This is a genomic window from Geomonas agri, from assembly GCF_020179605.1.
GTDB lineage: Bacteria > Desulfobacterota > Desulfuromonadia > Geobacterales > Geobacteraceae > Geomonas > Geomonas agri.
Genome location: NZ_JAINZO010000002.1, coordinates 60062 through 86703 on the forward strand (window position 1 = coordinate 60062; position 26642 = coordinate 86703).

At 61.6% G+C, this 26642-nt stretch carries 20 protein-coding genes, 1 tRNA gene and 1 riboswitch; of the genes, 6 read left to right on the forward strand and 15 right to left on the reverse strand.

Annotation, left to right across the window (positions count from 1 at the left end; translation table 11 throughout):
* Positions 1–90: 90 nt before the first annotated feature.
* From K7R21_RS11675 to alr, 7 genes are all read right to left on the reverse strand, one after another.
* Positions 91–360, reverse strand: coding sequence for a cytochrome c3 family protein (locus K7R21_RS11675; protein ID WP_224983496.1), 270 nt, complete (start codon positions 358–360; stop codon positions 91–93).
* Positions 361–453: 93 nt separating this feature from the next.
* On the reverse strand, positions 454–960 hold the full coding sequence (gene purE, locus K7R21_RS11680; protein WP_224983497.1) for a 5-(carboxyamino)imidazole ribonucleotide mutase: 507 nt from the start codon (positions 958–960) through the stop codon (positions 454–456).
* A gap of 24 nt (positions 961–984) precedes the next feature.
* The gene (gene purD / locus K7R21_RS11685; RefSeq protein ID WP_224983498.1) at positions 985–2256 is read right to left on the reverse strand and encodes a phosphoribosylamine--glycine ligase; all 1272 of its coding nucleotides are present in this window, start codon (positions 2254–2256) and stop codon (positions 985–987) included.
* Positions 2257–2415: 159 nt separating this feature from the next.
* On the reverse strand, positions 2416–3978 hold the full coding sequence (gene purH, locus K7R21_RS11690) for a bifunctional phosphoribosylaminoimidazolecarboxamide formyltransferase/IMP cyclohydrolase (protein ID WP_224983499.1): 1563 nt from the start codon (positions 3976–3978) through the stop codon (positions 2416–2418).
* 156 nt (positions 3979–4134) lie between these two features.
* Positions 4135–5394 (reverse strand): ASKHA domain-containing protein, encoded by a 1260-nt coding sequence (locus K7R21_RS11695; protein WP_224983500.1) that lies wholly within the window; start codon positions 5392–5394, stop codon positions 4135–4137.
* Positions 5381–6412 carry a selenide, water dikinase SelD gene (gene selD, locus K7R21_RS11700; RefSeq protein WP_224983501.1) on the reverse strand — a complete coding sequence of 344 codons (1032 nt, stop codon included), beginning with the start codon at positions 6410–6412 and terminating at the stop codon, positions 5381–5383. Before selD ends, K7R21_RS11695 begins: the two co-directional genes overlap by 14 nt.
* 182 nt (positions 6413–6594) lie before the next feature.
* Entirely contained in the window at positions 6595–7734 is a 1140-nt protein-coding gene (gene alr, locus K7R21_RS11705) for an alanine racemase (RefSeq protein WP_224983502.1), read from the reverse strand.
* Positions 7735–7887: 153 nt separating this feature from the next.
* Positions 7888–7990, forward strand: a riboswitch (TPP riboswitch).
* Positions 7991–8105: 115 nt separating this feature from the next.
* On the opposite strand from alr, the gene thiD reads away from it, so the two are divergent.
* The 3 genes from thiD (at position 8106) to K7R21_RS11720 (ending at position 11438) form a co-directional block, all read left to right on the forward strand.
* Positions 8106–9560 (forward strand): bifunctional hydroxymethylpyrimidine kinase/phosphomethylpyrimidine kinase, encoded by a 1455-nt coding sequence (thiD, locus tag K7R21_RS11710; protein WP_224983503.1) that lies wholly within the window; start codon positions 8106–8108, stop codon positions 9558–9560.
* Positions 9561–9686: 126 nt separating this feature from the next.
* A complete protein-coding gene (thiC, locus tag K7R21_RS11715) occupies positions 9687–11000 on the forward strand; it encodes a phosphomethylpyrimidine synthase ThiC (protein WP_224983504.1) in 1314 nt (437 codons plus the stop codon).
* A 362-nt stretch (positions 11001–11362) separates the two neighbouring features.
* A tRNA-Thr gene (locus tag K7R21_RS11720) sits at positions 11363–11438 on the forward strand.
* Between the two features lie 2144 nt (positions 11439–13582).
* Here K7R21_RS11720 and K7R21_RS11725 read toward each other — a convergent pair.
* On the reverse strand, positions 13583–14116 hold the full coding sequence (locus tag K7R21_RS11725; RefSeq protein WP_224983505.1) for a DUF3332 domain-containing protein: 534 nt from the start codon (positions 14114–14116) through the stop codon (positions 13583–13585).
* 538 nt (positions 14117–14654) lie between these two features.
* Here K7R21_RS11725 and K7R21_RS11730 point away from each other — a divergent pair.
* Both K7R21_RS11730 and gpmA read left to right on the forward strand, forming a co-directional pair.
* Positions 14655–15977, forward strand: coding sequence for a M23 family metallopeptidase (locus K7R21_RS11730; protein ID WP_224983506.1), 1323 nt, complete (start codon positions 14655–14657; stop codon positions 15975–15977).
* Between the two features lie 30 nt (positions 15978–16007).
* A complete protein-coding gene (gpmA, locus tag K7R21_RS11735) occupies positions 16008–16715 on the forward strand; it encodes a 2,3-diphosphoglycerate-dependent phosphoglycerate mutase (protein WP_224983507.1) in 708 nt (235 codons plus the stop codon).
* Here gpmA and K7R21_RS11740 read toward each other — a convergent pair.
* The 7 genes from K7R21_RS11740 to hemW form a co-directional block, all read right to left on the reverse strand.
* The gene (locus tag K7R21_RS11740) at positions 16712–18763 is read right to left on the reverse strand and encodes a penicillin-binding protein 1A (protein WP_224983508.1); all 2052 of its coding nucleotides are present in this window, start codon (positions 18761–18763) and stop codon (positions 16712–16714) included. The two genes, gpmA and K7R21_RS11740, sit on opposite strands and share 4 nt — an antisense overlap.
* Positions 18764–18867: 104 nt before the next feature.
* Positions 18868–19401 carry a phospholipase D-like domain-containing protein gene (locus K7R21_RS11745; protein WP_224983509.1) on the reverse strand — a complete coding sequence of 178 codons (534 nt, stop codon included), beginning with the start codon at positions 19399–19401 and terminating at the stop codon, positions 18868–18870.
* Positions 19398–20519 carry a molecular chaperone DnaJ gene (dnaJ, locus tag K7R21_RS11750; RefSeq protein WP_224983510.1) on the reverse strand — a complete coding sequence of 374 codons (1122 nt, stop codon included), beginning with the start codon at positions 20517–20519 and terminating at the stop codon, positions 19398–19400. The genes K7R21_RS11745 and dnaJ overlap by 4 nt, the downstream gene beginning before the upstream one ends.
* Positions 20520–20640: 121 nt before the next feature.
* Positions 20641–22557 carry a molecular chaperone DnaK gene (gene dnaK, locus K7R21_RS11755; RefSeq protein ID WP_224983511.1) on the reverse strand — a complete coding sequence of 639 codons (1917 nt, stop codon included), beginning with the start codon at positions 22555–22557 and terminating at the stop codon, positions 20641–20643.
* A 151-nt stretch (positions 22558–22708) separates the two neighbouring features.
* Positions 22709–23275: a nucleotide exchange factor GrpE gene (grpE, locus tag K7R21_RS11760; RefSeq protein WP_224983512.1), complete on the reverse strand. Its 567-nt coding sequence runs from the start codon at positions 23273–23275 to the stop codon at positions 22709–22711.
* A gap of 24 nt (positions 23276–23299) precedes the next feature.
* Positions 23300–24334 carry a heat-inducible transcriptional repressor HrcA gene (gene hrcA, locus K7R21_RS11765; protein WP_224983513.1) on the reverse strand — a complete coding sequence of 345 codons (1035 nt, stop codon included), beginning with the start codon at positions 24332–24334 and terminating at the stop codon, positions 23300–23302.
* A gap of 114 nt (positions 24335–24448) precedes the next feature.
* Positions 24449–25594, reverse strand: coding sequence for a radical SAM family heme chaperone HemW (hemW, locus tag K7R21_RS11770; RefSeq protein ID WP_224983514.1), 1146 nt, complete (start codon positions 25592–25594; stop codon positions 24449–24451).
* A 196-nt stretch (positions 25595–25790) separates the two neighbouring features.
* On the opposite strand from hemW, the gene K7R21_RS11775 reads away from it, so the two are divergent.
* A complete protein-coding gene (locus K7R21_RS11775) occupies positions 25791–26570 on the forward strand; it encodes a carbon-nitrogen family hydrolase (RefSeq protein ID WP_224983515.1) in 780 nt (259 codons plus the stop codon).
* Positions 26571–26642 lie beyond the last annotated feature (72 nt).

Below are 26642 nucleotides of genomic sequence, written 5' to 3' on the forward strand. Positions count from 1 at the left end.
AAAAATTACGAATACACTAGGGAACAAAAAAAAGGGGTAACAGGCTCGCCTGTTACCCCTAACACTGCAATTTAACTTCCCCCAAGGGGATTACTTCTTGTGGCAGTCACCACACTTGGTCGGGCCGCCCTTGGCAGCGTGGCACTCTTTGCAGGCTTTGCCGTGTGCCGCATCTTTGTTGATAGCGATCTTGGCCGGTGCGCCGTCGCCGTGGCAAACTTTGCACTCGTTTTTGCCCTGGTGAGCCTTGTGGTTGAAGGTGACGTTGCCGTTCTTAGCCGGGTAAACGACGGAATCAGCGGCCATTGCGGTAACGGCAAAGGCGAGGGTCAGAGCTACTGCAGCGAAAATCTTTTTCATGAGTGTTCCCTCCATTATTTGTGGATCTGAAAACGGCCCGAAGGTATACAACCTAGAGCTCATTGTCAAGCAAAATCAACCGCAAACGAGTTGTCACTTCCGCAGCGCGGCCTGCAGTGCCTGGTCCTTCTCTTCTACCTCTTCGGCCATGCGCGTTTTGTAAGCGACGAACTTGGCGCGCAATCCGGTGTTGGCCAGGGAGAGTATCTGCACCGCGAGGAGCCCGGCGTTTTTGGCGCCGGCCTTGCCGATGGCCATGGTGGCAACCGGCATGCCGCCGGGCATCTGCACCATCGCGTAGAGGGCGTCGACACCGTTCAACGCGCCGCCCAGCATGGGTACGGCGATGACCGGAAGCGGCGTCTCGGCGGCGACGACGCCGGCCAGGTGGGCCGCCATGCCGGCGGCGGCGATGATGACCTGGATGCCGCGTCCTTCGGCCTCGCGGGTAAGCTTGGAGGTCTTGGCGGGGGAGCGGTGGGCCGAGGAAACATGCATCTCGTAGGGGACGTCGAATTCGGTAAGAACCCTGGCCGTCTCCTCCATGGTGGTCAGGTCGGAATCGCTTCCCATCAGAATCAAAACGGTCGGATCAGACATGGAATCTCCTTGAACAAAAGGGTTTTAACGGTTCATCGCCTTGGCGCCGATGTCTTTCCTGTGGTGCATGCCGGGCCAGGTGATCAGTTTCACGCCGCTATAGGCGCGTTCGATGGCTTCCTTAACAGTGGAACCGAGGGCGGTGACGCCCAAGACGCGGCCGCCGTTGGTGACAATGGCGTCGCCGCTGGCCTTGGTGCCGGCGTGGAACACGACCAGGTCCTCAACCTTGCCCGCTTCTGCGAGCCCCTCGATCACGTCTCCCTTACGGTAGTCTGCGGGGTAACCTTCTGCCGCCAGGACCACGCAGACCGCTGCCTTGTCGTGCCACTCGATCTCGACGCCTTCAAGGCTGCCGGAGGCGACCGCCATCAGGATGGGGACAATGTCGGACTTCATGCGCATCAGCAGCGGCTGACACTCGGGATCGCCGAAACGGGCGTTGAACTCCAGGGTCTTCACGGAGTCGCCGTCGATCATGAGGCCGGCGTAGAGGACACCACGATAGGTGCGCCCTTCTGCCTTCATGCCGTCCACGGTGCGGCGCATGACTTCTGCCATGGCCTTCTCGTGAATGGGAGGGGTGACCACCGGTGCCGGGGAGTACGCACCCATGCCGCCAGTGTTGGGGCCCTTGTCGCCGTCATAGACCGCCTTGTGGTCCTGGGCGGAGGCGAGCGGGATGATGCGCTCGCCGTCGGTGAAGGCGAGGAAGGATGCCTCCTCCCCTTTCAGGAACTCCTCGACGACCACGCGGGAGCCCGCGGCGCCGAAGGCGTTACCGGAAAGCATGTCGGTGACCGCTGCCACCGCCTCGTCGCGGGTCTGGGCGATAATCACCCCTTTACCCGCGGCCAGGCCGTCGGCCTTGATCACGATGGGAATCCCGGTTTTGTCGATGAAGTCGATGGCGGCAGGGATCTCGGTGAAGACGCCGTAGGCCGCGGTGGGGACGTTGTACTTCTGCATCAGGTCCTTGGAGAATGCCTTTGATGCCTCGATGATGGCGGCGTTCTTGCGGGCACCGAAGGCCTTCAGGCCGTTCTCTTCGAACAGGTCAACCAGGCCCATGGAAAGCGGCAGCTCCGGGCCCACCACGGTCAGTTCCACCCCTTCCTTCTTGGCGAAGTCGAGCAGCCCCTGGAGGTTGTCCACGGCGATGTCCACGTTTTCAGCCAGCGTCGCGGTGCCCGGGTTGCCCGGTGCGCAGAACACCTTCTCCACCAGCGGGGACTGGGCGATCTTCCAGACCAGCGCGTGCTCCCTCCCGCCGCTGCCTACTACCAATACCTTCATATCAATCTCCTTGACTTCAAAAGCTGTGAACCACAGAGGACACAGAGGATCACGGAGGGAATCCAAAAACTTCCTGGAGCAAAAACAAAGGCTGTCGGCTTTTGTCTTCGCAGTATCCTCTGCGGACCTTGTGTCCTCTGTGGTTAATGCTTTGCGTTTTTAGTGCCTGAAGTGCCTCATCCCGGTGAAGACCATGGCGATGTTGTGCTCGTCGGCGGCGGCGATGACTTCGGCGTCGCGCATGGAGCCGCCAGGCTGGATCACGGCGGTGACGCCGACGCTCGCGGCATTGTCCAGACCGTCACGGAACGGGAAGAAGGCATCGGAGGCCATGACGGCACCCTGAACCGGGATACCGGCGTGCTCGGCCTTGATGGCAGCGATGCGGGCGGAGTTGACGCGGCTCATCTGGCCTGCGCCGACGCCGACGGTGGCGTTGCTGCGGCCGTAGACGATGGCGTTGGATTTCACGAACTTGGCGACGCGCCAGGTGAAGAGGAGATCCTCCATTTCCTGGTCGGTCGGAGCGCGCTTGGTCACCACCTTGAGTTCGGCGAACAGATCAAGGTCGGCGTCCTGGACCAGCATGCCGCCGTTGACGCGTTTGAAGTCGCAGCGGGCAGCGGGCTGCTCCGGCCAAAAGCCGCACTCCATGAGACGGACGTTCTTCTTGGCGGCGACGATCTCGCTGGCTGCCTCGGTGACCTTGGGAGCGATGATCACCTCGACGAACTGGCGCTCCACGATGGCGCGCGCGGTAGTCTCGTCAAGCTCGCGGTTGAAGGCGATGATGCCGCCGAAGGCGGACTCTGGATCGGTCTTGTAGGCGAGATCGTAGGCTTCCATGACGTTGCCGGCAACCGCGACGCCGCAAGGGTTGGCGTGCTTCACGATGACACAGGCGGGCTGGTCGAACTGCTTCACGCACTCAAGCGCCGCGTCGGTGTCGCCGATGTTATTGTAGGAAAGTTCCTTGCCCTGGATCTGGCGTGCGGTGGAGATGGAAGCCTCCTTGGCCCCCTTCTCGACGTAGAAAGCGCCCGACTGGTGCGGGTTCTCGCCGTAGCGCATCCCTTGGGCCAGCTGGTACTGCAGGGTCAGGGTGTCCGGGTACTTGGCAACACCTTCACCGGTGCGGGCACCCAGCCAGTTGGAAATGGCGCCGTCGTAGGCGGCGGTGTGCTGGTACACCTTGACGGCGAGACGGAAGTTGGTCTCACGGGAGACGCTGCCGGCGCTGGCTTTCATCTCGTCCAGGACCACCTGGTAGTCGGCGTGGTCGACGATGACAGTGACGTCGCGGTTGTTCTTGGCAGCGGAGCGGAGCATGGTCGGGCCGCCGATGTCGATATTCTCGATGGCGTCTTCCATGGTGCAGTCCTCCTTGGCCACGGTCGCCTCGAACGGGTAGAGGTTGACCACCACCATGTCGATCGGCTCGATGCCGTGCTCCTGCATCTTGGCCACGTGCGCCGGGTTCTCCCTCATGCCGAGGATGCCGCCGTGCACCTTCGGGTGCAGCGTCTTGACCCTGCCGTCCAGCATCTCGGGGAAACCGGTGAACTCGGAGACGTCCTTCACCGGGATACCTGCCTCGCGCAGCAGTTTCGCAGTGCCGCCGGTGGAGAGGATCTCCACGCCGTAGCCCGCCAACGCCCGGGAAAATTCCACCACTCCAGTCTTCTCCGACACGCTTACCAGCGCGCGCCCAATCTTTGCCATTTGCCCACTCCTTTTGTTACTACATTTTGGTGTTGAAAAAGTATTATCACAGAGGACACAGAGGTTCACTGAGGACACAGAGAGTAAATCGGGGTAAAACCTTAAAGTCTTATGCCTTTCCTCTGGGACCTTTATGGACCTCCGAGTCCTCTGTAGTCAGGCTTTTGTTTTGGGGAAATCTATATTGGCCAGGAAGTGCTTTTCGAAGAGTGGTGTGCCGGAAAGGGGGATGACACGGACCTTTTGCGCCAGGGCCTCCATCTGTTCGCGGCCGTCCGCGCTGAGCAATACACGCTCCACGCCGGCCAGCGCCCCCTCCTTGATAAATCCGGTGATTCTTACCATTTTTTCGTTGAAAATTCCAACCTTTTTTAGCACATCCGGCGAGAGCACGGCCCCGAAGGAACCGGTGAGCACCACGCGTGAAACATCGTCCAGCACAAGGTTCGCCTTCTCCAAGAGGATCTCCATTCCGCCCCGCATAGCGCCTTTGGCGAGTTGCAGCGCGCGGATATCCTCCTGGTCGAGGTAGACGAAACTTTTGGCGTCCCGGTGCAGTACGAAACTGGTGATGCCGTTCACCTCCTGCACGCGGTTGCCGAGGTTAGAGTCTATCTCGGCTGCGGGGAGGAGGCGGCCGGTTGTTTCCACGATACCCGCTTCGAGGAGGGCAGCCACGGTGTCCAGCACGCCCGTGCCGCAGATGCCGCTCGGCGCGGCGCCGGTGATGGTGGATAAAAGTAGCCTGTCCCCTTTTATCTGAACGCCGCTCACGGCACCGGGAAGGGCCGCCATGCCGCACTTCAGGTTGCCCCCTTCAAAGGCGGGGCCGGCGGCGGCAGATGTGGCGAGGTAGCGTTCGCCGTCGAAAAGGGCTATCTCCGCGTTGGTGCCAACGTCCAGGAACAGGGTACCGGGCGCGGGCGCCTCGGGCATGCCGAAGAGGAAGGCGAGCAGGTCGCCGCCGACGAAGCCGCCCGGAAGAGGCAGCAGGTAGCAAGGGTGTTTGCGGCTCCAGCCGAGATCGAGGGTGGTTACGGCCTTTCCGGCGGAAAAGAGGGGACGAAAGGGAGGATGGGCCAGCGACTCTACCGGCAGGGCCAGCGCGATGGTCTCCATGGAAGGGTTGCCGGCGATGGCTACCTGCGCGAGATCTGCGTGCGACGCACCCGCCTGTTCGAGCAGTGCGTCGGTCATGCGCTCCATCTCGGCAGCCAGGGCGGCCTGCATGGCGCGCAGGGTTCCGGGATCGCCCCCCGCGGTGAGGCGGGCCAAGACATCAGCTCCCCAACGGCGCTGGGGGTTCATGGCGCCGGTGACGGCCAAGCGGGTTCCGGTGGCAGGATCGACAAGCGACGCAGCTATGGTGGTGGTGCCAAGGTCAAAAGCGGCGGCGAGCCCCTTAGACGAAGACAATGGCGCTTCCCCCGGCAGGTTCGACCACGCCGATCGACACGGCGAAGAGGCCGGACTGTTCAGCGCGGGCAAGGAATTCACGGGCGTCGCCGGGAGCGAAGGAGATGAGGAGCCCTCCCGAGGTCTGCGGATCGAAGAGGGGCAGCAGCGCGTCGCCGCCGGAGCCCGTCACGTGGGATTCGTAATGATGGCGGTTGCGGTAGCAGCCTGCCGGGACCATGCCGTCGTGGATCAGGGCCGGGACGCCAGCCATGACCGGAACCCGGGAGAGTTCGATGCGGAAGGTCACCTTGGCGCCAAGCGCCATCTCGCAGGCGTGGCCGATGAAACCGAAGCCGGTCACGTCGGTGGCGGCGGTAGCGTTGCAGGCGATCATCAGTTCGCATGCCTTGGCGTTCAGCGCCGTCATCCAGCCGATGGCTTCCGTCGCGAGGGCGTCGTCGATCATCTCGGCCTTGATGGCGGTCGAGACGATACCGGTCCCAAGCGGCTTGGTGAGCACCAGGACGTCGCCGGGGCGGGCGGTGCAGTTTCTGACGATGCGGGGGGGATCGATGAGGCCGGTGACCGCCATGCCGAATTTCAATTCGTCGTCTTCCACCGTGTGGCCGCCGACCAGGCAGGCGCCCGCCTCCTTGAGAGCGTCGGCACCGCCGGCGAGGATGGCGGCGAGCACGGCGGTGGGGAGTGAGCAGGCCGGGAAGAAGGCGAGGTTCATCGCCGTCACCGGTTTGCCCCCCATGGCATAGACGTCGGAGAGGGCGTTGGCCGCGGCGATGCGGCCGAAGGTGAAGGGATCGTCCACGAGCGGCGTGATGATGTCGGTGGTCTCCACCAGGGCAAGGCTCTCCCCTATGCGGTAGATTCCCGCATCCTCGGCGCCCTCGACACCTACGATGAGGTTGGGGTCGTCCGAGCGGGTTATGTCGCGGATGGCATCTTCCAGGCCCGCCGGGCCCAGTTTGGCAGCTCAACCCGCCGCCTGCACCATCGTCGTAAGGCGTACCTTGTCAGTCATAAAAACCCCTAAAATCTTAAAACAAACCGGAAACCTCTCACAGGAAGGAACTCTGATGATATCTAAGAACTGCACTTCCTGAGAAACCAAAGACTTTGGGGTTAAATCAAAAGCTCCCTGGTTTTCTCAGATGTTCTCAGGCTTTCTCCTTGTGAAAGGTTCTCGTTTTTTCTTCTCGTGTTCTACCCGATATACACCCTGCGTACGCGGCGGGTGGCGATGCCGCACATAATCTCGTAAGGGATGGTGCCGGCTTTCTCGGCCAATTCCTCGGCGGTGATGCGATCGCCCATCGGGTCGGGACCCAGCAGGGTCACATCATCCCCGACCGCGACGCCCTCGATGTCAGTCACGTCCAGCATGATCCAGTCCATGCACACTGTGCCGGCTACGCGGGCACGCTTGCCGCGGATGAGCGCCTCTCCCTTGTTGGTCAGACTGCGGCAATAACCGTCGGCGTACCCCACGGGAACGCTGGCGATCAGCGCCCGCTTGTCGGCGACGTAGCGTCGGCCGTAGCTGATACTGGTCCCGGGCTCCACCCACTTGAGCATCGCCACCCGGCTCTTCAGCTTCATGACGGGCAGCGAGGCTGTTTCGTCGACGAAGTCCCGGGAAGGGGCGGCGCCGTAGAGGATGATCCCCGGCCGGACCAGGTTGCAAAAGGGAAGATCAGCCGCGAGGATGGCGGCGCTGTTGGCAACATGGACGTAGGCGGGATCGAACCCCTGGCGGCGGGCCTCGATGACGGCGGCGTTGAAACGCTCCGCCTGCAGCTTGGTGAAGGCGAGGCCGTCGGGGTCGCGTTCGTCGGCGCTGGCGAAGTGGGAGAAAATCCCTTCCATCTCAAGGTTCTTGAACTGCTTCAACTGCTCCAGAAATTCCGGCACCTTGTCCCAGGTGACGCCGAGGCGTCCCATGCCGGTATCGACCTTCAGGTGGATCTTGGCCTTGCGGTAGCACTTGATTTCCAAGGCCGCCCGGTCCAGCGCTGCCGCCTGCTCCAGTGAATAGAGCGCGGTGGAGATGTTGAGACCTATGCAGCGTCTCTCTTCGCCGGGGTAAATGCCGCCGAGGATCAGCACCGGGCGGTAGATGCCGCTCATGCGCAGTTGCACCCCCTCCGCGAGGAAAGCGACCGCGAAAGCGTCCACTCCCAGCTTTTCCAACTCCTCGGAGACGTACTGGAAACCGTGGCCGTAGGCATCGGCCTTGACGACGGCAAGGATGCCGCACCCCTGGGGCACCTTCTTCTGGACCAGGCCGAAGTTGTGCCTCAGTGCGGCGAGATCTATCTCAACTACCGTAGGCCGACTATCCATCTCGAAATCCCGTATCGGTATATCTGAATGAAATCAGGCCGGGACATTCCCGGCCAGAGATTTTTCTACCACTTTAGCCCAGGAGTGTAAAGGCAAAAACCCGAAAGCGATTGACTTTGCAAGAGGATTCCATTATGTTTACGACCTCAGCGAAAAGCCAGCTAGGGGAGTTCGCCAGAACTGAGACAGGTCGATTCCTGAACCCTTTGAACCTGATCCGGGTAGTACCGGCGTAGGGAAGCGGCGCGTACTCCGACCTTTTATCGTGAGCCGTGACCCCCGTCGCGGCTTTTTGTTTTTTTAAACCTTAAAACCGGGCCCCCTTCACACGGAAGTTTCCGGTTTGGCTTTATGCTTTTTCGAGGTGTGCCTTGTTAAAACTCGTGGTGGACCATAGCGGGAAGGAGCGGCGCGTAGCAGGACTGTACCTGATCACGGACCAGGGTGAACGTCTGGTGCCGCGGGTGCGGGAGGCACTGGCCAGCGGCGGCGTTGCTCTGCTGCAGTACCGCGACAAGGTGCGCACCTACGAGGAGCGCCTAACGCTCGGCAACGACCTGAAACATCTATGCGCGGAGTTCCAGGCACAGTTCATCGTCAATGACGACCTGGAACTGGCGCTGGCCTTGGACGCCGACGGCCTGCATCTGGGCCAGGAGGACGGCGACCCGGCCGCGGCCCGCGCCGCCCTGGGCCCTAAGAAGCTGATCGGCATCTCCACCCACTCGGTGGAAGAAGCGCTCGCCGCTCAGGAGGCGGGTGCCGACTACATCGGCTTCGGCTCCCTCTATCCCACCCAGACCAAGGACGTCGAGCACCTGCAGAGCCCGGAAGAGCTGGCCCAGTTGAGGGAAAAGGTACAGATCCCCATTGTGGCCATTGGCGGCATCACCCGCGACAACGCCTGCGCGGTGATCGACGCCGGCGCTGATGCGATCGCGATCATCTCCGCCATCCTTTCCGCCCGCTCGCCCGGTCTCGCCGCCACCGAACTTTCCCTGCTCTTCAACCGCACCACGACCCAACCGCGCGGCGCCGTCCTTACCATCGCCGGCAGCGACTCCGGCGGCGGGGCGGGGATCCAGGCGGACCTGAAGACCATAACGCTCCTGGGGAGCTACGGCGCTTCTGCGATCACCGCCCTCACCGCCCAGAACACCCGTGGTGTCACCGGCATCCACTCGTCACCGCCGGCTTTCCTGGCGGAGCAGATCGATGCGGTGCTCTCCGACATCCCCATCGACGTGGTGAAAATCGGCATGCTGTCGTCACCGGAGAACGCGGAGATCGTCGCGGACAAGCTGACCGCCTACGAGATGAGGATGGTGGTGCTCGATCCGGTGATGAGCGCGAAGGGGGGCGTGGCGCTCCTCGAGGACGAGGCGCTCGCAGTGCTGAAGAAAAGACTGGTGCCGCTGAGCTACCTGGTCACCCCCAACATCCCGGAGGCGGAGGCACTCACCGGCCTCACCATAACCGACAGCGCCGGCATGGAGCTGGCCGCCCGCGCGCTGCACCTCATGGGGGCCAAGCACGTGCTGGTCAAGGGGGGACACCTGACCGAAGGGGTGGTGACCGACATCCTGTTCGACGGTACCGGGTTTACCCGCTTCAGCGCGCCGCGCGTGCTCACCCGCAACACCCACGGCACCGGCTGCACCCTGGCCTCTGCCATCGCCACCAACCTGGCCCAGGGCGAGCCGCTCCCGAGCGCGATACTGAGGGCGAAGCTGTTCGTGACCCGCGCCATCAAGTTCTCGCAGCCCCTGGGCAAAGGACACGGGCCGGTGAACCATTTCCTGGCGGCGCGGGACCAAGGGGAGTAGGACACGCCGATTACCCGCCCGGCCAACAAGGGGGGCGAATGATTATTCGCCCCTACAGTGGACGCGGATGGTCTCAGTGCTCATAGAAACGAAAAGTGTAGATCCACGAACATAAAAGGAGTAGCCATGACCCAGCTGGAATACGCCCGCAAGGGGATCATCACCGACAAGATGAAGACTGCAGCCCTCGCCGAGGGGGTGGAGGCCGAGTTCATCCGCGCCGGGATCGCCGCCGGGAACATCATCATCTGCCATAACAACAAGCACGTGAACGGCACGCCGCTCGCCGTGGGCAAGGGCCTCAGAACCAAGGTCAACGCCAATATCGGCAGCTCCGCCGACGACCTGAATTTCGAGAAGGAGCTGGAGAAGGTACGCGTGGCGGTAGCCAGCGGCGCCGATGCCATCATGGACCTCTCCACCGGCGGCCCGGTCGACGAGATCCGCCGCGCGGTCATCGCCGAGACTTCCGCCTGCATCGGCACCGTGCCGCTGTACCAGGCGGCTCTGGACGCGGTGAGAAAGCACAAGAAAGCGATCGTGGAGATGACCGTTGAGGACATCTTCCAGGGCGTCATCAAGCACGCCGAAGACGGTGTCGACTTCATCACCGTGCACTGCGGCGTGACCCGTTCTACCGTAGAGCGCATGCGCAAGGAAGGGCGCATCATGGACGTGGTCTCCCGCGGCGGCGCCTTCACCATCGAGTGGATGGCGCACAACAATGCTGAGAACCCGCTCTACGAGCATTTCGACCGCCTGCTGGAGATCACCAAGGCTTACGACATGACCCTGTCGCTGGGCGACGGCTTCCGCCCCGGCTGCCTGGCCGACGCCACCGACCGCGCCCAGATCCACGAGCTGATCATCCTGGGCGAGCTGACCCAGCGCGCGCAGGAGTACGGCGTGCAGGTCATGATCGAGGGGCCGGGCCACATGCCGCTGAACCAGATCGAGGCCAACATCCTGCTGCAGAAGCGTCTGTGCCACGGCGCGCCGTTCTACGTGCTGGGACCGCTGGTCACTGACATCGCTCCGGGCTACGACCACATCACCTCCGCCATCGGCGGGACCATCGCCGCCGCGGCCGGCGCCGACTTCCTCTGCTACGTGACTCCGTCCGAACACCTGAAGCTGCCGAGCGTCGAGGACGTGCGTGAAGGTGTGATGGCGTCGCGCATCGCCGCCCACGCTGCCGACATCGTCAAGGGGGTCAAAGGGGCCATCGAGAAGGACAACCAGATGGCGCGCTGCCGCAAGAAGCTCGACTGGGAAGGGCAGTTCGCGTTGGCAATCGACCCGGTCAAGGCGCGCCGTCTGCGCGACGAGTCCGGCGTAGCGGACCACGGTGCCTGCACCATGTGCGGCGAGTTCTGCGCCTATAAGGTTATGGACGACGCCACCGAGCGCGAGCGCGCCAACGCCGCCGCCTGCGCCTAGCACGCCTGCGCTGCTCCACACAAAAGCCGCTGCCCCACCGAGGGACAGCGGCTTTTGTTTTTTTACCGGCATCTGGCTGCCCATCGCAGAGAAGAAGGCGCCCTGCATGCAGCAGCGTCGCCGCGCGCAGCGTAGGAGGCAGGGGCTGGAGGTAAAGATGTACCTCCCACTGCCAGCGCAGAAGTAAAATATTCACACCCCCTGCTGCTCTTTTCGACCCGAGACCTAAAGAATTGCACCGCCAAGAGAACTAGAATGGGGTTGACGACTACGCCCATTTACGGTAAAAGTTTGTGTCTCGTAACCTTGCCAACAGGGTATGTAGGTCCACCACCCGTTTACAAATGGTTACGCGAAAATTAGCCGGAGTAACTCAGTTGGTAGAGTAGCTGATTCGTAATCAGCAAGTCGGCGGTTCGAGTCCGCTCTTCGGCTCCAACAAAATCAAAAGGCTAGGCTAAAAAGCCTAGCCTTTTCGTTTGGAATATTTTCGCAATCCTCCATCCCAAAACGCCATCATTGCAGCCTCTGACACCCCACAAAGAAGCGACCTTAAACTCCGGCAGTGCAAAAATAACTACAGATGGCGAAGCGACCAATGGTTGCAGCAACGTGGGTCAACGTCTGCTGTTTATCGCAGAATACGATATTACCAGGAGCAAATTTTACATTTGAGAGATCCGGCTCAATCTCTCAAATGGCACTTATTACAGAGGCTTTTCTGAAAATTGGAGAAGCTCGTTACAGGTCTATCGTAAAAAGTCTTTGCTGTTTCAATGGAGAGACGTCCTTGGGAGTATTCAACAGGGACGCTGTTGTCGATGCCGGGATACATCCCTTCGTACACGAGGAAGGTGGACTGCGTGTTCCATCTAGTGCTCGCATCCCACCCGCTTGCGTGGGCCCTGTGACACGACAGGCACATAACGTTTTCGCCGCCGTTAGGACCACTCCGTTTAAGATCGGCAGATGCGACAACCGACTTCAACGACTTGTAATCCTTGGTGTTCAACTCGTATGGAACCATCGAAGTGTAAGACGTGTCGTGGTTTCCACTTAGATCTCCTGAGCGCATGTATGAATTGTAGTTACTAACAATCTCATGCGAAAAGGTGGCTCTGACACCAGAGGGGTGTTTGTGCACGCCGGCAAGTCCGGGGTGACAGTTGAGACACCATTCCGACATACCACTTCCGTACGCGATCTGGGTATCGTGGCTGCTCTCCGACCTGTTGAAAAGACGTGGAGCAACAGCGGCAGGGGGATCTGCCGACAGGAGAGGGGCTCCTGAGACATTCCTGGGTAGGTACCCCTTCCCCGCGAGCAGGCGGTAGGTGCCAACCGACACATATGCGGTAGGTTCCGGGCTGTCGGGATAAGAGCCAGAAGCTATTATTGGGGGGCCGGAAACGCTGATTGACCCGTCGGCCAGTCGCCGGTAGTTGCCATGAGGATCATGGCAGCTGATACAGGTGAGGCTTGAACTGGGATAGTTTCCACCCGGAGAATAGGCAAAGGTGCTATCGGCCTCATACCCGAAGTCCGCTGCAACTATGTTATGTCCATGCCGCTCGCCACGGCTCAGTTCGTTTGCTCCGTTCAAGGTTGACCACGTGTACGTTTTCCTGAGCCAGCAAAAGTCTCCGCCAGAAGGAAGCTGAACACAGATGGAGAAGGTATTCAAATTGGTTGAAACATAATGCTTTGAGGGGATGGCAACCCCAATGGGGGCTTGGTGGCATGTAAGGCAGGTGGATCCGGCATCGGACCCGATCAGTTGGGGCGGGACGGTATGGCACCCCGAGCAGTTGCCTGTACCGCCGTTGTGGAAAATGTCATCCCCCCTGCTTATCGCAACGTGTATAGATAAAGCCAACAAGACAGATGCCAGCAGCGTAATGGTTCTCATTGCGCCCCCCGATTACTGCTCACAGTGCGTACACTTATCACAGAGTCCGAGTGCAACGTCGACGGCATGTAAATGTTTTATATTCTCCTATTTTCCCACTCCACTGCACCCTGTCAACTACAGCAGGGCGCCTGATCATGGCCAGGGTCCGGTACCCGCGTCACAAACGACTTTATGACAAAAGCAGGGCTAGGCTTGTGAGAACTGTCGCTGTACTTGAGACTGTGCTCTGCTAACTTCCAGCCTGTCGCAGCAGGCCTGCCGCCAAAGGTTTTATGTTTTTTTTGACAGTTAACTTCTGAGGGGGGATGTCATGAGCTTAAATCAGATATAACCCCAAAGTGAAAAGGCCCGCCGAGATGGCGGGCCTTCTTTGTTGCGTCTAACTGGGTACCCTTTTCAAGGGTGGTTGCCAGTGCCCGTGGGCACCGGGAGGTTAACAGCTTCAGGTTGTGAGATTCCGAATCGGTGGAGTTTCTTTGATGCTGATTACCTCCTTTTTTCCGAGATCCCTCTTAGCTAGCTAGCTGAGTCAAACATAGCATCAGTGACGGCAAAGAAACAGTCTGTCCAAAAAAAATTTTTCCGGATATACTGCTTAAGTTGCCTCTCCTCTGAGTTTGAACCCGCTAACATTACCATCCCACTGCCAGACCTCTGAGTATATCCTCATTTACTGATACAGAGCCGCCATCTGCCGTCCCGGACCGAAAGTACCAGGCTCGGAACTCGTCACCTGTACGCTTCCGTTCACTTTCATCGCCTGGAACTGGGTCGCGTTGTTCCCCTGCCGCAGTAACGCCACCGAATTGCCGCTCTTCACGTTCCAGTCGATGGTGAGGGTGTCGAGATAGGTGTCACCATGGTAGCGGTTGAAGGTGTAACGCAGCATGTCGCCGCTCTTTTGGGCGTGCACCTTGAAAGTATCGCCGTTTTCGCTGTACTGGAAGTCCTTCTCTCCCTGGGCCACGGGGTTATGCCCGCTCCAGAACTCGATGGTGTTGAAAACAACAAAGTCAACCAGCGCCGATATCTGGTAAACAGGGACGATGATGAATGCCCATGTCACCAGGCTGCGCAGGAACTTGTCGCTTACCTGTCCGTTAACCTGATACACCTTCTTAGTGAGCGCCATCTTGCCGTAGCACCCCTGCAGGGAAACCATGGCGACCACCATGGCAAGTAGTGCAGCTGTCACTCGTTTCATGACTCCGTCCTCCTTGAGTGTTGAATGTAATAGGGAAATGTTGCTATCCCGACCCTACCAATATAGCAGAAGACTCTCTCTTCTTGTTAAGGAAGTTGAGGCCACTCCTCAAATCCGTGTCTATAACAGTAACAATGAAAAAGAGGCCCGCTGTTGTTCCGCAGGGCCTCTTCTTTTACTCGATCCCCTCGTTACAGGGGTCATCTCGACGCTTGCGACGTCGAAGCTGGTACAGCTGTTTCGTAATTAGAATCCTCTTCAGTGGAAGTTACCTCGATGCTGCTACCTCCTTTTCCGAGACATTCTGTTACAGCTAGCTAGCTGAGAGTAATATACCACCTGCTTGTAAAATTTACAGAGAGCTGCAACATTTTTTATGGTTCATGCACGCCGGGTTGACCGTGACCGTGCGCCGTCAGACTGGACTTCGAAGTGGCGGGTGCTAAAATCCGTGGGTGCCTTAACCCGGATTAACCATTCTTGACAACGACGGGCGCCCGCATGGCGAAAGCGCCTCTGCCGTACCCAGGGGAGAGCCATGAAAACGATAGCGGTGGCGGTTATCCTGATCCTCCTGCTTCTTGTTGGCTTCGGAGTTTACTATTTTCTCGACACTACGGGCCCCGCCCTCGCGCTCTCCCGGCAAAGCGGACCCATCTCCTCCAGGCTCGACGTGACACTCAGGCTGCGGGACCGCTCCGGGCTGAGATCCGTGAGCGTCAACCTGGTGCAGGGGCAGAAGAGCTTCCCCGTTCTGTCCAAGGAGTACCCCTCCGGCACGAAGGACGCGGCGGAGACCTTCCGGCTGCCGGCCCAGCCCGGTCTCAAAGAAGGGCCGGTCCGGCTCGAGGTGAAGGTGGCGGACCGCTCCATCTTCGGTTTCGGCTCCGGCAACCGCACCGAGCACGCCTTCAATTTCGAGTACCAGAACAAGCCCCCGGCGGTCGCCATCCTGAGCACCGCGCACAACATCTCCCGCGGCGGCGCGGGGCTGGTGGTGTACACGGTGAACCGCGAGGTCGTCCGGACCGGCGTGGTCTTCGCCGACCGCTTCTACCCCGCCTACCGCCAGCCCGGCGGCTTCTACGCCTGCCTGTTCCCCTTCCCCAGCGACCTACCGGAGGAGCGCTTCGTCCCCAAGGTGCTGGCTGTCGACCAGGCGGGAAACGAGAGGCTGACCGGCATCTACTACCACGTGCTGGAGAAATCCTTCCCGAGGGACCGGATCGAGCTTACCGACACGTTCCTGGAGAAGGTTGCCAGCGAATTCAAGGACCGCTTCCCCAAGGCGGCGACGCCGCTGGAGGTGTTTCTCAAGGTCAACGGGGAAGGGCGCAAGGCGGACCGGCAGATCCTGGACCAGGTTGGTCTCAAGACCTCCCCCACCCCGCTTTGGGAAAGCGAATTCCTGCGCCTCCCCAATTCCGCCCCCCGGGGAAGCTTCAGCCAACTGCGCAGCTACTTCTACAAGGGGAAACAGGTGGACGAGCAATACCACCTAGGGATCGACCTCGCCTCACTGGCGCATTCCAAGGTCCCTGCGGCCAACAGCGGGCACGTGGTCTGGGCCGAAGACCTCGGCATCTACGGCCAGTGCGTCATCATCGACCATGGCATGGGGCTGCAAACGCTCTACGGCCACTTGAGCCGGATCGCCGTCAAGGAAGGGGACCAGGTGAAAAAGGGCGACATCATCGGCGACACTGGGGATACCGGCCTTGCCGGCGGCGACCACCTCCACTTCGGCGTGGTGGTCTCGGGGCAGGAAGTTAACCCGATCGAGTGGTGGGACCCTTCCTGGATTAAGAACAACGTCATCGGGAAACTGGAAGAGGCGAAACAGGTGGCAGGCGGCAAGTAGCCGGGAAAAGGGAGTTCCGGAGGTGGAGCGATGCAGCAACTGGTACTGATTCGACACGGCGAGAGCGTCTGGAACCAAGAAAACCTCTTCACCGGCTGGACTGACGTGGAGCTTTCACCGCGGGGCGAGGAGGAGAGCCACAACGCGGGACGGCTACTGAAGGAGAAAGGATTCGTCTTCGACGTCGCTTTTACATCCATGCTGCGCCGGGCCATCGGCACGCTCTGGATTATCCTGCACGAGATGGACCTGATGTGGATCGCGGAGCACAAGGACTGGCGCCTGAACGAGAGGCACTACGGGGCGCTGCAGGGGTTGAACAAGGCGCAGACCGCGGATAAGTACGGAGAGGAGCAGGTGAAGCTGTGGCGCCGCAGCTACCACGTCCGGCCACCCGCACTCGCCGATGGGGATCAGCGTTACCCCGGCCACGACCCACGCTACGCCGGGCTGCCACAGCACCTGATCCCGAGGACCGAGTGCCTACAGGACACGGTGGAGCGGGTGCTGCCGTGCTGGCAGCAGGTGATCGCCCCTGCATTGCGCGAGTGCCGCCGCCCGCTCATCGTCGCCCACGGCAATAGCCTGCGCGCCTTGATTAAGTACCTGGACCGGGTCTCCGACTCGGACATCGTCGGCCTCGAGATCCCGACCGGCACCCCGCTGGTATACGAACTGGACGACGACTTGAAACCGATCCGCCACTACTACGCCACCGAAGCCGGCGGCCCCGCCTAGCGCAGTACATCCCCCTCAAGACCGGTAGCACCGTCAGCACCGTCCTCTGCGCCGTCCCCGGCAGGTTGGTTGATCGGAGCCTCTTCCCCCGGAGCGGTGACACCCGGCTGGGCCGGCGCGGCCGGCGTGACCGGCGGCATGGTGTCGCCGCCATGCTTGGAGCAGTACGTGGTCGGCTCGGTCCCGGCGATGAAGTCCTCTTCCTTGGTAGTTGGGCACTCCGGAGTGGCGAGTTGGCCAGTGGTGGGGTCGATGTTGACCGTGACTACACCGTCGGGCTTCGTGAAGTCGACCGCCGGCTTCCCGGCGCTGGCGACCCGCATGAACTTTTCCCAGATCGGCGCGGAAACGGCGCCGCCGGTGAAGCCCCTGCCACCCGGCTTGGGCTTGTCATAGCCCACCCAGACCCCCGTGATCAGCTGCGGGGTGTACCCCACGAACCAGGCGTCGCGGTAGTCGTCGGTGGTGCCGGTCTTGCCGGCAGCGGGGCGCTGACGGGCAAAATTCTTGAGCCCCTTGGCCGTCCCGTAGGTCAGCACGTCCTTCATCATAGAGGTGGTGACGAAGGCGGTGGCCGGAGAGAGCACCGGCGTCACCTGGGACGGGGTCTCGTTCCAGCTCTTGCGGCTGCGGTCGTAGACCCGGATGATGGTGCGCCCCTCGCTGCGCATGCCGCTGTTGGCCAAAGGCGAGTAGGCGGAGACTAGGTCGTTCAGGGTGACCTCGTCGGTGCCGAGGGCAAGCGAGAGGTCGTTGGGGGTGCGCAGGGTAAGCCCGAGGCGCCCGGCGAAGGTGACGAAGTTGTTCACGCCGAGCGATTCGAGGAGCTTCACCGTGATCACGTTGTTGGAGTGCGCCAGCGCCTGCCGCAGCGACAGCTCACCGAAGCTCTTCTTCTCGTAGTTGTGCGGTCGCCAGGTCTGGCCGTTCCCCTTGTTGTAGGCAACCGGGGTGTCGTCCAAAAGGCTCGCCGGGGTGTACCCCTGCTCCAGCGCGGCCGCAAAGATGAGCGGCTTGATGGAGGAGCCGGGCTGACGCTTGGCCAAGAAGGCGCGGTTGAAGCCCCCCTTGCCGTTATCCACGCCCCCCACCGCGGCCAGCACGTCGCCGGTCTTCAGATCCATGCAGATAAGTGCCCCCTGCAGGTTCGGGTTCACCTTCTTGACCCCGTCGCGCAGCACCTGTTCCGCCTGCTTCTGCAGGTTCACGTCCATGGCCGAGATCACGTCCAGCCCGCCCTGCTCCACGATGCGCGCGCCGTAGCGCTCCTCTAGCTGTTTGCGCACCAGTTCGAGATACCCCTGCGCCTGCCCCGGCTTGATCACGGTGGCGGGATGCGCCTCGATGGCCCTTTTCTGCTGTGCCGTGATCATGTTGACCGCGACCATGCGGGAGAGCACGACACTGCGACGCGCGCTTACCTTGGCCAAGTCACCCAACGGATTGTAGCGTCCCGGGTTCTTGGGTACGCCGGCCAGGATGGCGCATTCCGCCTCGGTCAATTCCTCCGGGTTCTTGTCGAAGTACTGCCGCGCCGCCTGCGCGATGCCCCAAGCGCCATTGCCGAAGTAGATCTCGTTGAAGTACATCTCCAGGATCTGGTCCTTGGTGTACTTCTTCTCGAATTCCATGGCCAGCTGCACTTCCTTCACCTTGCGGTCCAACGACTTCTCGCCGGTCAGGAACTTGTTCTTGATCAGCTGCTGGGTGATGGTGGAGCCCCCCTCGGCGAGGCGCCCCTTGACCACGTCCTTCACCAGGGCGCGGGCGATGCCGCGCACGTCGATGCCGCCATGCTCGTAGAAGCGAGAGTCTTCGGTGGCGACCAGGGCCTTGCGCAGGAAAAGCGGGATGCGATCGATGGAGACCCAGTAACGCTGGGTGGGGAGGATGCGCCCGACGTAACGCTGCTGCCCGTCAAAGACCCGGATCGAGGTGTAGCCGGTCGGGAGTTCAGGATAGGTCGCGATGGAGGCGTGGGCGGAAACGGCGCAGGTGAGCGCCAGGAGGATACCGAGGAGAACCGGGGAGAAGAGCTTCTTGAACAAGGTGCTACTCCTTTGGGAGGCCTCACGCAAAGACGCGAAGGCGCAAAGGTTAACCTGAAAATGCCGCGTCTTGCTTTGCCGCTTCGCGGCTTGGCGTGACCTTATTACCGGACCCCCTCGAGGTACCTGGTCACCTGCGCCGCCAGCTCCGGCGCATCCAGCAGCACCGAAAGCTCCCGGTTCCGGGTCAGCGCCGCGTGGGAGAGGTTGTGGCTGCCGATCATGACGTAGCGGTCGTCGATGACCACCGCCTTGGCGTGGGTGGTGCGCCTTCCGCGCGGGAAGATCACCCGCACCCCTTGGCGCGCCAGGTAACCGGCGGCGGCGCGGTTATCGCTCCCCACCGAATCTTCACCTTCGAGGATCACGGTGACATCCACCCCGCGCCCCCTGGCCTGGGCCAGGTCCTGCGCAACCTGCGCGGGCAGGTTCCCCCTGCGCCCGGTCGCCTTGAAAAGGTAAAAGGCGCAGATGATGCGCCTTTTGGCCCCGCGTATCCGCTTCTGGAGCGCGCCGGAATAGGCACTGTCTGACAAGAGCGTCGCCTGTGCGGGGGCACCCAGGGCCGGCACGGGACGGGCGGCCAGGAACCCCATGGCCACAAGCCCCGCCATGCACCGGGCGAGCGTCCTGATCACGTGAAGATGTCCATCACCTTGGCGAAGAAGTTCCTGCGCATCGGGTTCACGTCCTCGCCGCTGATGCGCGCCAGCTCCTCCAGGAGTTCACGCTGCTGCTTGTTCAGGTTGATCGGGGTCTCCACCTTGGCGATGACCAGGTGGTCGCCGCGCCCGTACCCCTGCAGCGCCGGAACGCCCTTGCCGCGCATCCTGAAGACGGCGCCGGACTGGGTCCCTTCTGGGATCTTCATGTTCACCCTGCCGTCCAGGGTGGGCACCTCGATCTCGCACCCCAGGGCGGCCTGGGTGAAGCTGATGGGGATCTCGCACAGGACGTCGTTATCCTCGCGCCGGAAGATGGAGTGCTCGCGCACGGTGAGCGCCACGTACAGGTCGCCGTTGCCGCCCCCCTTGATCCCCTGCCCCCCTTCGCCGGAGAGCTTGAGGCGGATGCCGGTCTCGACGCCGGCGGGAACCTTCACGGAAATGGTCTTCTTGTCCCGCACCGTGCCGGTGCCGCGGCAGCTCGCGCAGGGATGTTCAACCACGCGCCCCTCGCCGTTGCAGTGCGAGCAGGTCTTGGAAACGCTGAAGAAGCCCTGCTGAAAACGCATCTGCCCCGCGCCCTGACAGGTGGGGCAGGTCTTGGGCTGGGTGCCGGCCTTGGCGCCGGAACCGCCACAGGTCTCGCAGCGCTTGGCGTAGGGGATGTCGATCTTCTTCTCGACCCCGAAGGCAGCTTCCTCGAAGTTGATCTCCAGGTTGTACTGCAGGTCGTCGCCGCGCTTGCCGCGCGAGCTCTTCTGGCGCCCGCCGAAGACCTCGCCGAAGATGTCGCCGAAAATGTCCCCGAAGGGGGAGCCGCTGAAACCGCCGAAGGGAGAGCCGTTGAAGCCACCGCCTCCCACGCCGGCGTGGCCGAACTGGTCGTAGCGCGCGCGCTTCTCGGGGTCGGAAAGCACCTCGTAGGCCTCGGAGACCTCTTTGAACTTGTCCTCGGCGCTCTTGTCGCCAGGGTTCTTGTCCGGGTGGTATTTGATGGCCAGACGCCGGTACGCCTTCTTGATTTCGGTTTCGGAGGCGTTCTTGTTCACCTCGAGCAGTTCGTAGTAATCCTGTTTGTCGCCGTTTGCCAAAGTAAGCCCTCGTAACACAAAGAGCAGCGTCCCATCTCATGAGACGCTGCCCGTTGCGGTTTTCAATTTCTACATGCAGCGCCATCTTCCACTAAAGCGGCACCGGTTTGCAACCTTTTACTTATTTCTTGTCGTCCTTCACTTCCTCGAAGTCTGCGTCGACGACCTTCTCGCCCTTGGCTGCGCCGGCTTCCGGCTCGGCGTGCGCCTCGGCACCCTCGGCGCCGGCGGCCTGTGCCTTGGCGTAAACCGCCTCGGCCAGCTTGTGGGACGCCTGCATCAGGGTCTCGCTCGCCTTCTTGATCTCGTCGGCGTCGCTTCCTTCAAGGGCTTTCTTAAGGCCGGCGATCCCTTCCTCGATCTTCTGCTTCTCGGAAGCGTCGATCTTGTCGCCGAACTCGTTCAGGGACTTCTCGGTGGAGTAGATCAGGTTGTCGCCCTGGTTCTTGGCTTCGATCAGCTCACGCTTCTTCTTGTCGTCCGCGGCGTGGGCCTCGGCGTCGCGCACCATCTTCTCGACTTCCTCCTTGGAAAGGCCGGAGGAGGCGGTGATACGGATGGACTGCTCCTTGCCGGTGCCGAGGTCTTTGGCGGAGACGTGGACGATGCCGTTGGCGTCTATGTCGAAGGTGACCTCGATCTGCGGCACCCCGCGCGGTGCGGACGGGATCCCGGACAACTCGAAGTTGCCCAGGGTCTTGTTGTCGGACGCCATCTCGCGCTCGCCCTGCAGGACGTGGATGGAAACCGCCGGCTGGTTGTCGGCCGCGGTGGAGAACACCTGGCTCTTGCGGCACGGTATGGTGGAGTTCTTGTCGATCAGCTTGGTCATCACGCCGCCCAGAGTCTCGATGCCCAGGGAGAGCGGGGTGACGTCGAGGAGCAGCACGTCTTTGACGTCGCCGCGCAGAACGCCACCCTGGATGGCAGCGCCGATGGCGACCACCTCGTCCGGGTTGACGCCGCGGTTGGGGACCTTGCCGAAGATATCCTGCACCTTCTTCTGCACGATCGGCATGCGGGTCATGCCGCCCACCAGGATGACCTCGTCGATGTCGGAAGCGGAGAGGCCTGCGTCCCTGAGGGCGGTGCGGCAGGGGCCTTCCAGCTTGGCGATCAGGTCGGCGCAGATGGACTCGAGCTTGGCGCGGGTCAGCTTCATGGTCAGATGCTTGGGACCGGAAGCGTCGGCGGTGATGAACGGCAGGTTGATGTCGGTCTCGAGCGAGGTGGAAAGCTCGCATTTCGCCTTCTCGCCCGCCTCTTTGAGCCTCTGCAGCGCCATCTTGTCGCCCCTGAGGTCGATGCCCTGGTCCTTCTTGAACTCGTCGGCGATGTAGTCGATGATCTTCTGGTCGAAGTCCTCACCGCCCAGGAAGGTGTCGCCGTTGGTGGACTTCACCTCGAACACGCCTTCGCCCAGTTCCAGGATGGAAACGTCAAAGGTGCCGCCGCCCAGGTCGAACACGGCGATCTTCTCATCCTTCTTCTTGTCCAGGCCGTAGGCGAGCGCCGCGGCGGTCGGCTCGTTGATGATGCGCAGGACGTTGAGGCCCGCGATCTTGCCGGCGTCCTTGGTTGCCTGGCGCTGGGAGTCGTCGAAGTACGCCGGGACGGTGATGACCGCGTCGGTGACGGTCTCACCAAGGTAATCCTCGGCGGTCTTTTTCATCTTCATCAGCACCATGGCCGAAATCTCGGGCGGAGAGTATTTCTGACCGCGCACCTCGACCCACGCGTCGGCGTTATCGGCCTTGACGATCTTGAACGGGGAGATGGCGATGTCCTTCTTGACCGCCTCGGTATCGTACTTGCGCCCGATCAGGCGCTTGATGGCGTACAGGGTGTTCTCGGGGTTAGTGACCGCCTGGCGCTTGGCCTGCTGGCCCACCAGCCGCTCGCCGTTCTCGGCGAAAGCGATCATGGAAGGGGTGGTGCGGCTTCCTTCTGCGTTCGCTATGACAACCGGCTCCCCACCTTCCATCACTGCCACGCAGGAGTTGGTGGTCCCGAGGTCTATTCCTATTACTCTACTCATGTGATTGCCTCCTCATATGGTAACTGTCACTCAGCAAGCTAGTCATGCCCCCTGCAAAAAACAAGGGGCGGGGTAAAAAAAAAGATAAAGACAACGATTAAGACTAAGTAAAAGCAGTTTCTATATCTTAATCTTCATCTCAATCTGCCGTCTAAGCCGCAGGCTTAACGGCGACGGTAACCATGGCGGGGCGGAGCAACCGGTCGTTCAGCATGTACCCCTTCTGGAATACGTTGACGATGGTATTGGGCTCCTGCTCCTCACTCGGCACCTGTGTCATGGCCTGGTGGAAGGCGGGATCGAACGGAGTTCCGGCCGGGGTCTCCACCGGGGTAACACCGAACTTCTTCAGGGTGGAAAGGAGCATGTTCAGGGTGAGCTTGACCCCCTCGATGATGGGGTCGTCCTGACTGGCGTGATCTATGGCGCGCTCCAGGTTGTCCACCGAGGGGAGCAGTTCCATGATGATCTGCTCGTTGCCGTACTTCAGGATCTCTTCCTTTTCCTTCTGCACCCGCTTGCGATAGTTCTCCAGGTCAGCCCGCTCGCGCAGGTACTTGTCCCAGTTGCTCGCCGACTCAAGCCCCTTGGCGGCCAGGGCCTCTTCGAGTTCCTTGATCCGATCCGCATCCGACAGCGGCTGGACGAGTTCCACGTTGTCCTGTGCCGCCTCTGCCTTTTTGTCGTGCTGGTGCGCATCGTGTTTTTTCTTGTCCATCCTCTTGTACTCTCCTTTTCTCCCCTACTCGCTTTCGAGCAGGCGGCTTATCAATTTGGCGGTATAGTCGACGATCGGTATCACTCGGCCGTAACCCATGCGGGTCGGGCCGATGACCCCCAGCACCCCGACCGTGTCCTTCCCGGTCAGGTAGGTGGAGGTAACCAGGCTCATCCCCTCCATCTTGAGCAGGGGGGATTCCGAGCCAATGAAAATCTGCACCCCCTCGGCCTGCATGGAGCGGTCCAACAGGTCCAGAAGGAGACTCTTCTTCTCGAAGGCCCGGAAGATCTCGCGCATCCTGGCGGCGTCGGAGAATTCCGGCTGGTCCAGGATGTTCGCCTGCCCCTCCAGGAAGATCTCGGTGCTGTCGGTCCTGATGGTCTGCTCGGAAAGCGCGAGCGCCCGCGCCATCAGGGAGTCGTAGCGCACCTTCTCGCTCTGCATCTCGGCCAGGAGCCGCTCGCGTACCTGCGCAATGGTCAACCCCTGAAGCATCCCGTTCAGGTAGTTGGCCATGCGGACCAGGTCCTCCTGCGGGATCTCCTCCTCGGTTTCCAGGAGCCGGTTCTGCACGGTCCCGTTCTGCGACACCAGGATGGCCAGGATGCGGTGGCTGGACAGCTTGACGAATTCCATCTGGTGGAAGACGTTGGCGGCCATGCGCGGCGCCATCACCACCCCCATGTAGCTCGAGGTGGTGGAGAGGAGCCGGCTCGCTTCCTTGAGCATCTCGGCCGGGTCCTTGCCCGCCATGCGGCAGCGCCTGCGGATTTCGTCACGCTTGCCGGGCATGAGGTTCTGCTTCGCCTCCAGGATCGAATTGACGTAGAGGCGGTAGGCCTTGTCGGTGGGGATGCGACCGGCGGAGGTATGCGGCGAGGCAAGCAGCCCCATCTCCTCCAGGTCGGCCATGACGTTGCGCACCGTGGCCGGCGAAAGCGCCAGCGCATGGCTGCGCGTGATGGTCCTGCTCCCCACCGGTTCGGCAGTCGCTATGTAGTCCTCGATAACCGCTTCGAGGATCCTTTTACCGCGTTCAGAAAGTTGCTCTTCCATAACCTTGACCCTCAAAAGCTTTTAGCACTCAAAAAGTTCGAGTGCTAAACGAGCTTCAAGTTAGCAATGCACCTGGGCTTTGTCAAGGGGTTCTCTGGCGGGATTGTGGCGGATTTACAGAAAGCGGGAAAAGATGCTGTTGGCGATGATTACCGAGCTGTCGGCGAGGCGGATGCGATCGCCGTCGGCGACCAGGAGGCCGGCGCCAAGGAGCCGCTCCACTTCTGCAAGTTGGCCCACCAGCGCCTGCTCGCCAAAGCGCACCTTGAGGGGGGCAAGGTCGAGCCCGGTGAGGACGCGCAGCCCGAGAAAAAAGCTCTCGGCGACAGCATCATCGAGTGAGAGCCGCACCTCGTCCCGCTCCGGAAGGGTGCCGGCGGCGATGGCAGCGCGGTAGCCGTCGAGGTCGGCGGCGTTGTTCCAGCGGCGCCCCAGGCCGTCGGGGTTCCAGAAGGAATGGGCCCCGGAGCCGAAGCCGAGGTAGCTCTGCCGGCTCCAGTAGGATTGGTTGTGGCGGGAAAAGCGGCCCGGGAGGCCAAAGTTGGAGATCTCGTAGTGCAGATAGCCGGCCCCGGTGAGCATCTCGGCGGTCGCTTCGAACATGCGCGCGGCCTCCTCCTCCCCCGGTAGCTGGAGTTCCCCGCGCTGGTAGAGGCTTTCGAAGGGGGTCCCCTCCTCAATGGAGAGCGCATAGGCGGAGACATGCTCGGGGGCGAGCGCGATGCCTTGGGCCAGCGCGGCGCGCCAGTCGTTGAGGGTCTGCCCGGGGAGGGAGTGCATCAGGTCGATGCTTATGTTGTCGAAGCCGGTGCGGCGCGCCTGCTCAAAGGCCGCCAGCGCCTCGTCCACCGTATGCACCCGGCCAAGCCGCGCGAGCAAGCGCTCCTCGAAGGACTGGATGCCGAGCGACAGGCGGTTCACGCCCGCAGCCCGGTAGCCGGCCAACCGCTCCGGCGTGAGCGTGCCCGGGTTCGCCTCCAGCGTCACCTCCGCCCCCTGTTCCAGGCCGAAACGGAGCGCCGTCTGCTCGACCAGACGCCCCACTAGCTCCGGCGCCATGAGCGACGGCGTCCCACCCCCAAGGTACAGGGTGGGCGCCTGCACCGGCTCGGGAAGGGCCTCCTGGCGCAGCTCCATCTCGCGCAGCAACAGCTCGACGTAGCCGTCCAGCTCGCCGCCGGACCAGGCGGTGGAGTTGAAGTCGCAGTACAGGCATTTCTTAAGGCAGAAGGGGAAATGTATATAGAGGCCGGCTCTCATGGGTACGGCGCTCCTTTCACGCCAGCTAACGTTCTAGCAGATCACCCTTCTCCTTGTCACGCAAAAGCGCTGCAACTGCACGAAGATGCTTGAAATTACCGAGGAGTAATATTACACTCCGAGCGCCGTAAGAACCCAAAACCTCAAGTCCCTCACGCGAAGACGCAAAGGCGCAAAGGGAAAACCAGGAGGGGACATGCAGAAGAGCATCAAAGCCGCCGCGCTGCAGTTCAACATAGCGCTGGGGGACATCGACAAGAACCTCGCGTACGTGACGGAGAAGCTGCACCAGCTCGCCAAGGACGGGGTGGAGCTTGCGGTTCTGCCGGAGATGTGGAGTTGCGCTTTCGACTACCGTCAGCTGAACCAGCTGGCCCTGCGGACCCCGGCCCTGGTGGAGCAGGTAGTGGATCTTTCCGGCGAGCTCGGCATGACAATCATCGGCAGCCTCCCGGAACCCCACGGCGAGAAGGTCTACAACACCTCCTACGTCGCCGACCGCGGCAAGCTGGTCGGTAGCTACCGGAAGATGCACCTCTTCGGCCTGATGCACGAGGACCGGCACCTGGACCGCGGGGACTCGGTCTGCCTGCTCGACACGAGCGTCGGCAAGATCGGCGTCATCATCTGCTACGACCTTCGCTTCCCCGAGCTCTCACGCAGGCTCGCCGTCGACGGCGCTGAGATCCTGGTCATCACCGGCGAGTGGCCCAAGCCGCGCGAAGAGCACTGGCGCACCCTGATCCGCGCCCGCGCCATCGAGAACCAGCTCTTCGTGGTCGCCACCAACACCTGCGGCATGATCGGCAAACTCGACTTCTTCGGTTCGTCCCTGATCGTCAACCCGAAGGGAGAGCTCCTCGCCGAAGGTGGCTACGAGAACTGCGAGCCGACCGCCATTCTCGACCCCGCCGAGATCACCTCCTGGCGCGCAAGCATCAACTGCTTCCAGGACCGGCGCCCGGAGTGCTACTAAAGACTAAAGACAATTAAGGAACGCCAAGGCGCGAAGAGAAGCAGGAACCAAAAGTCACTAAAAAGGTTTTAC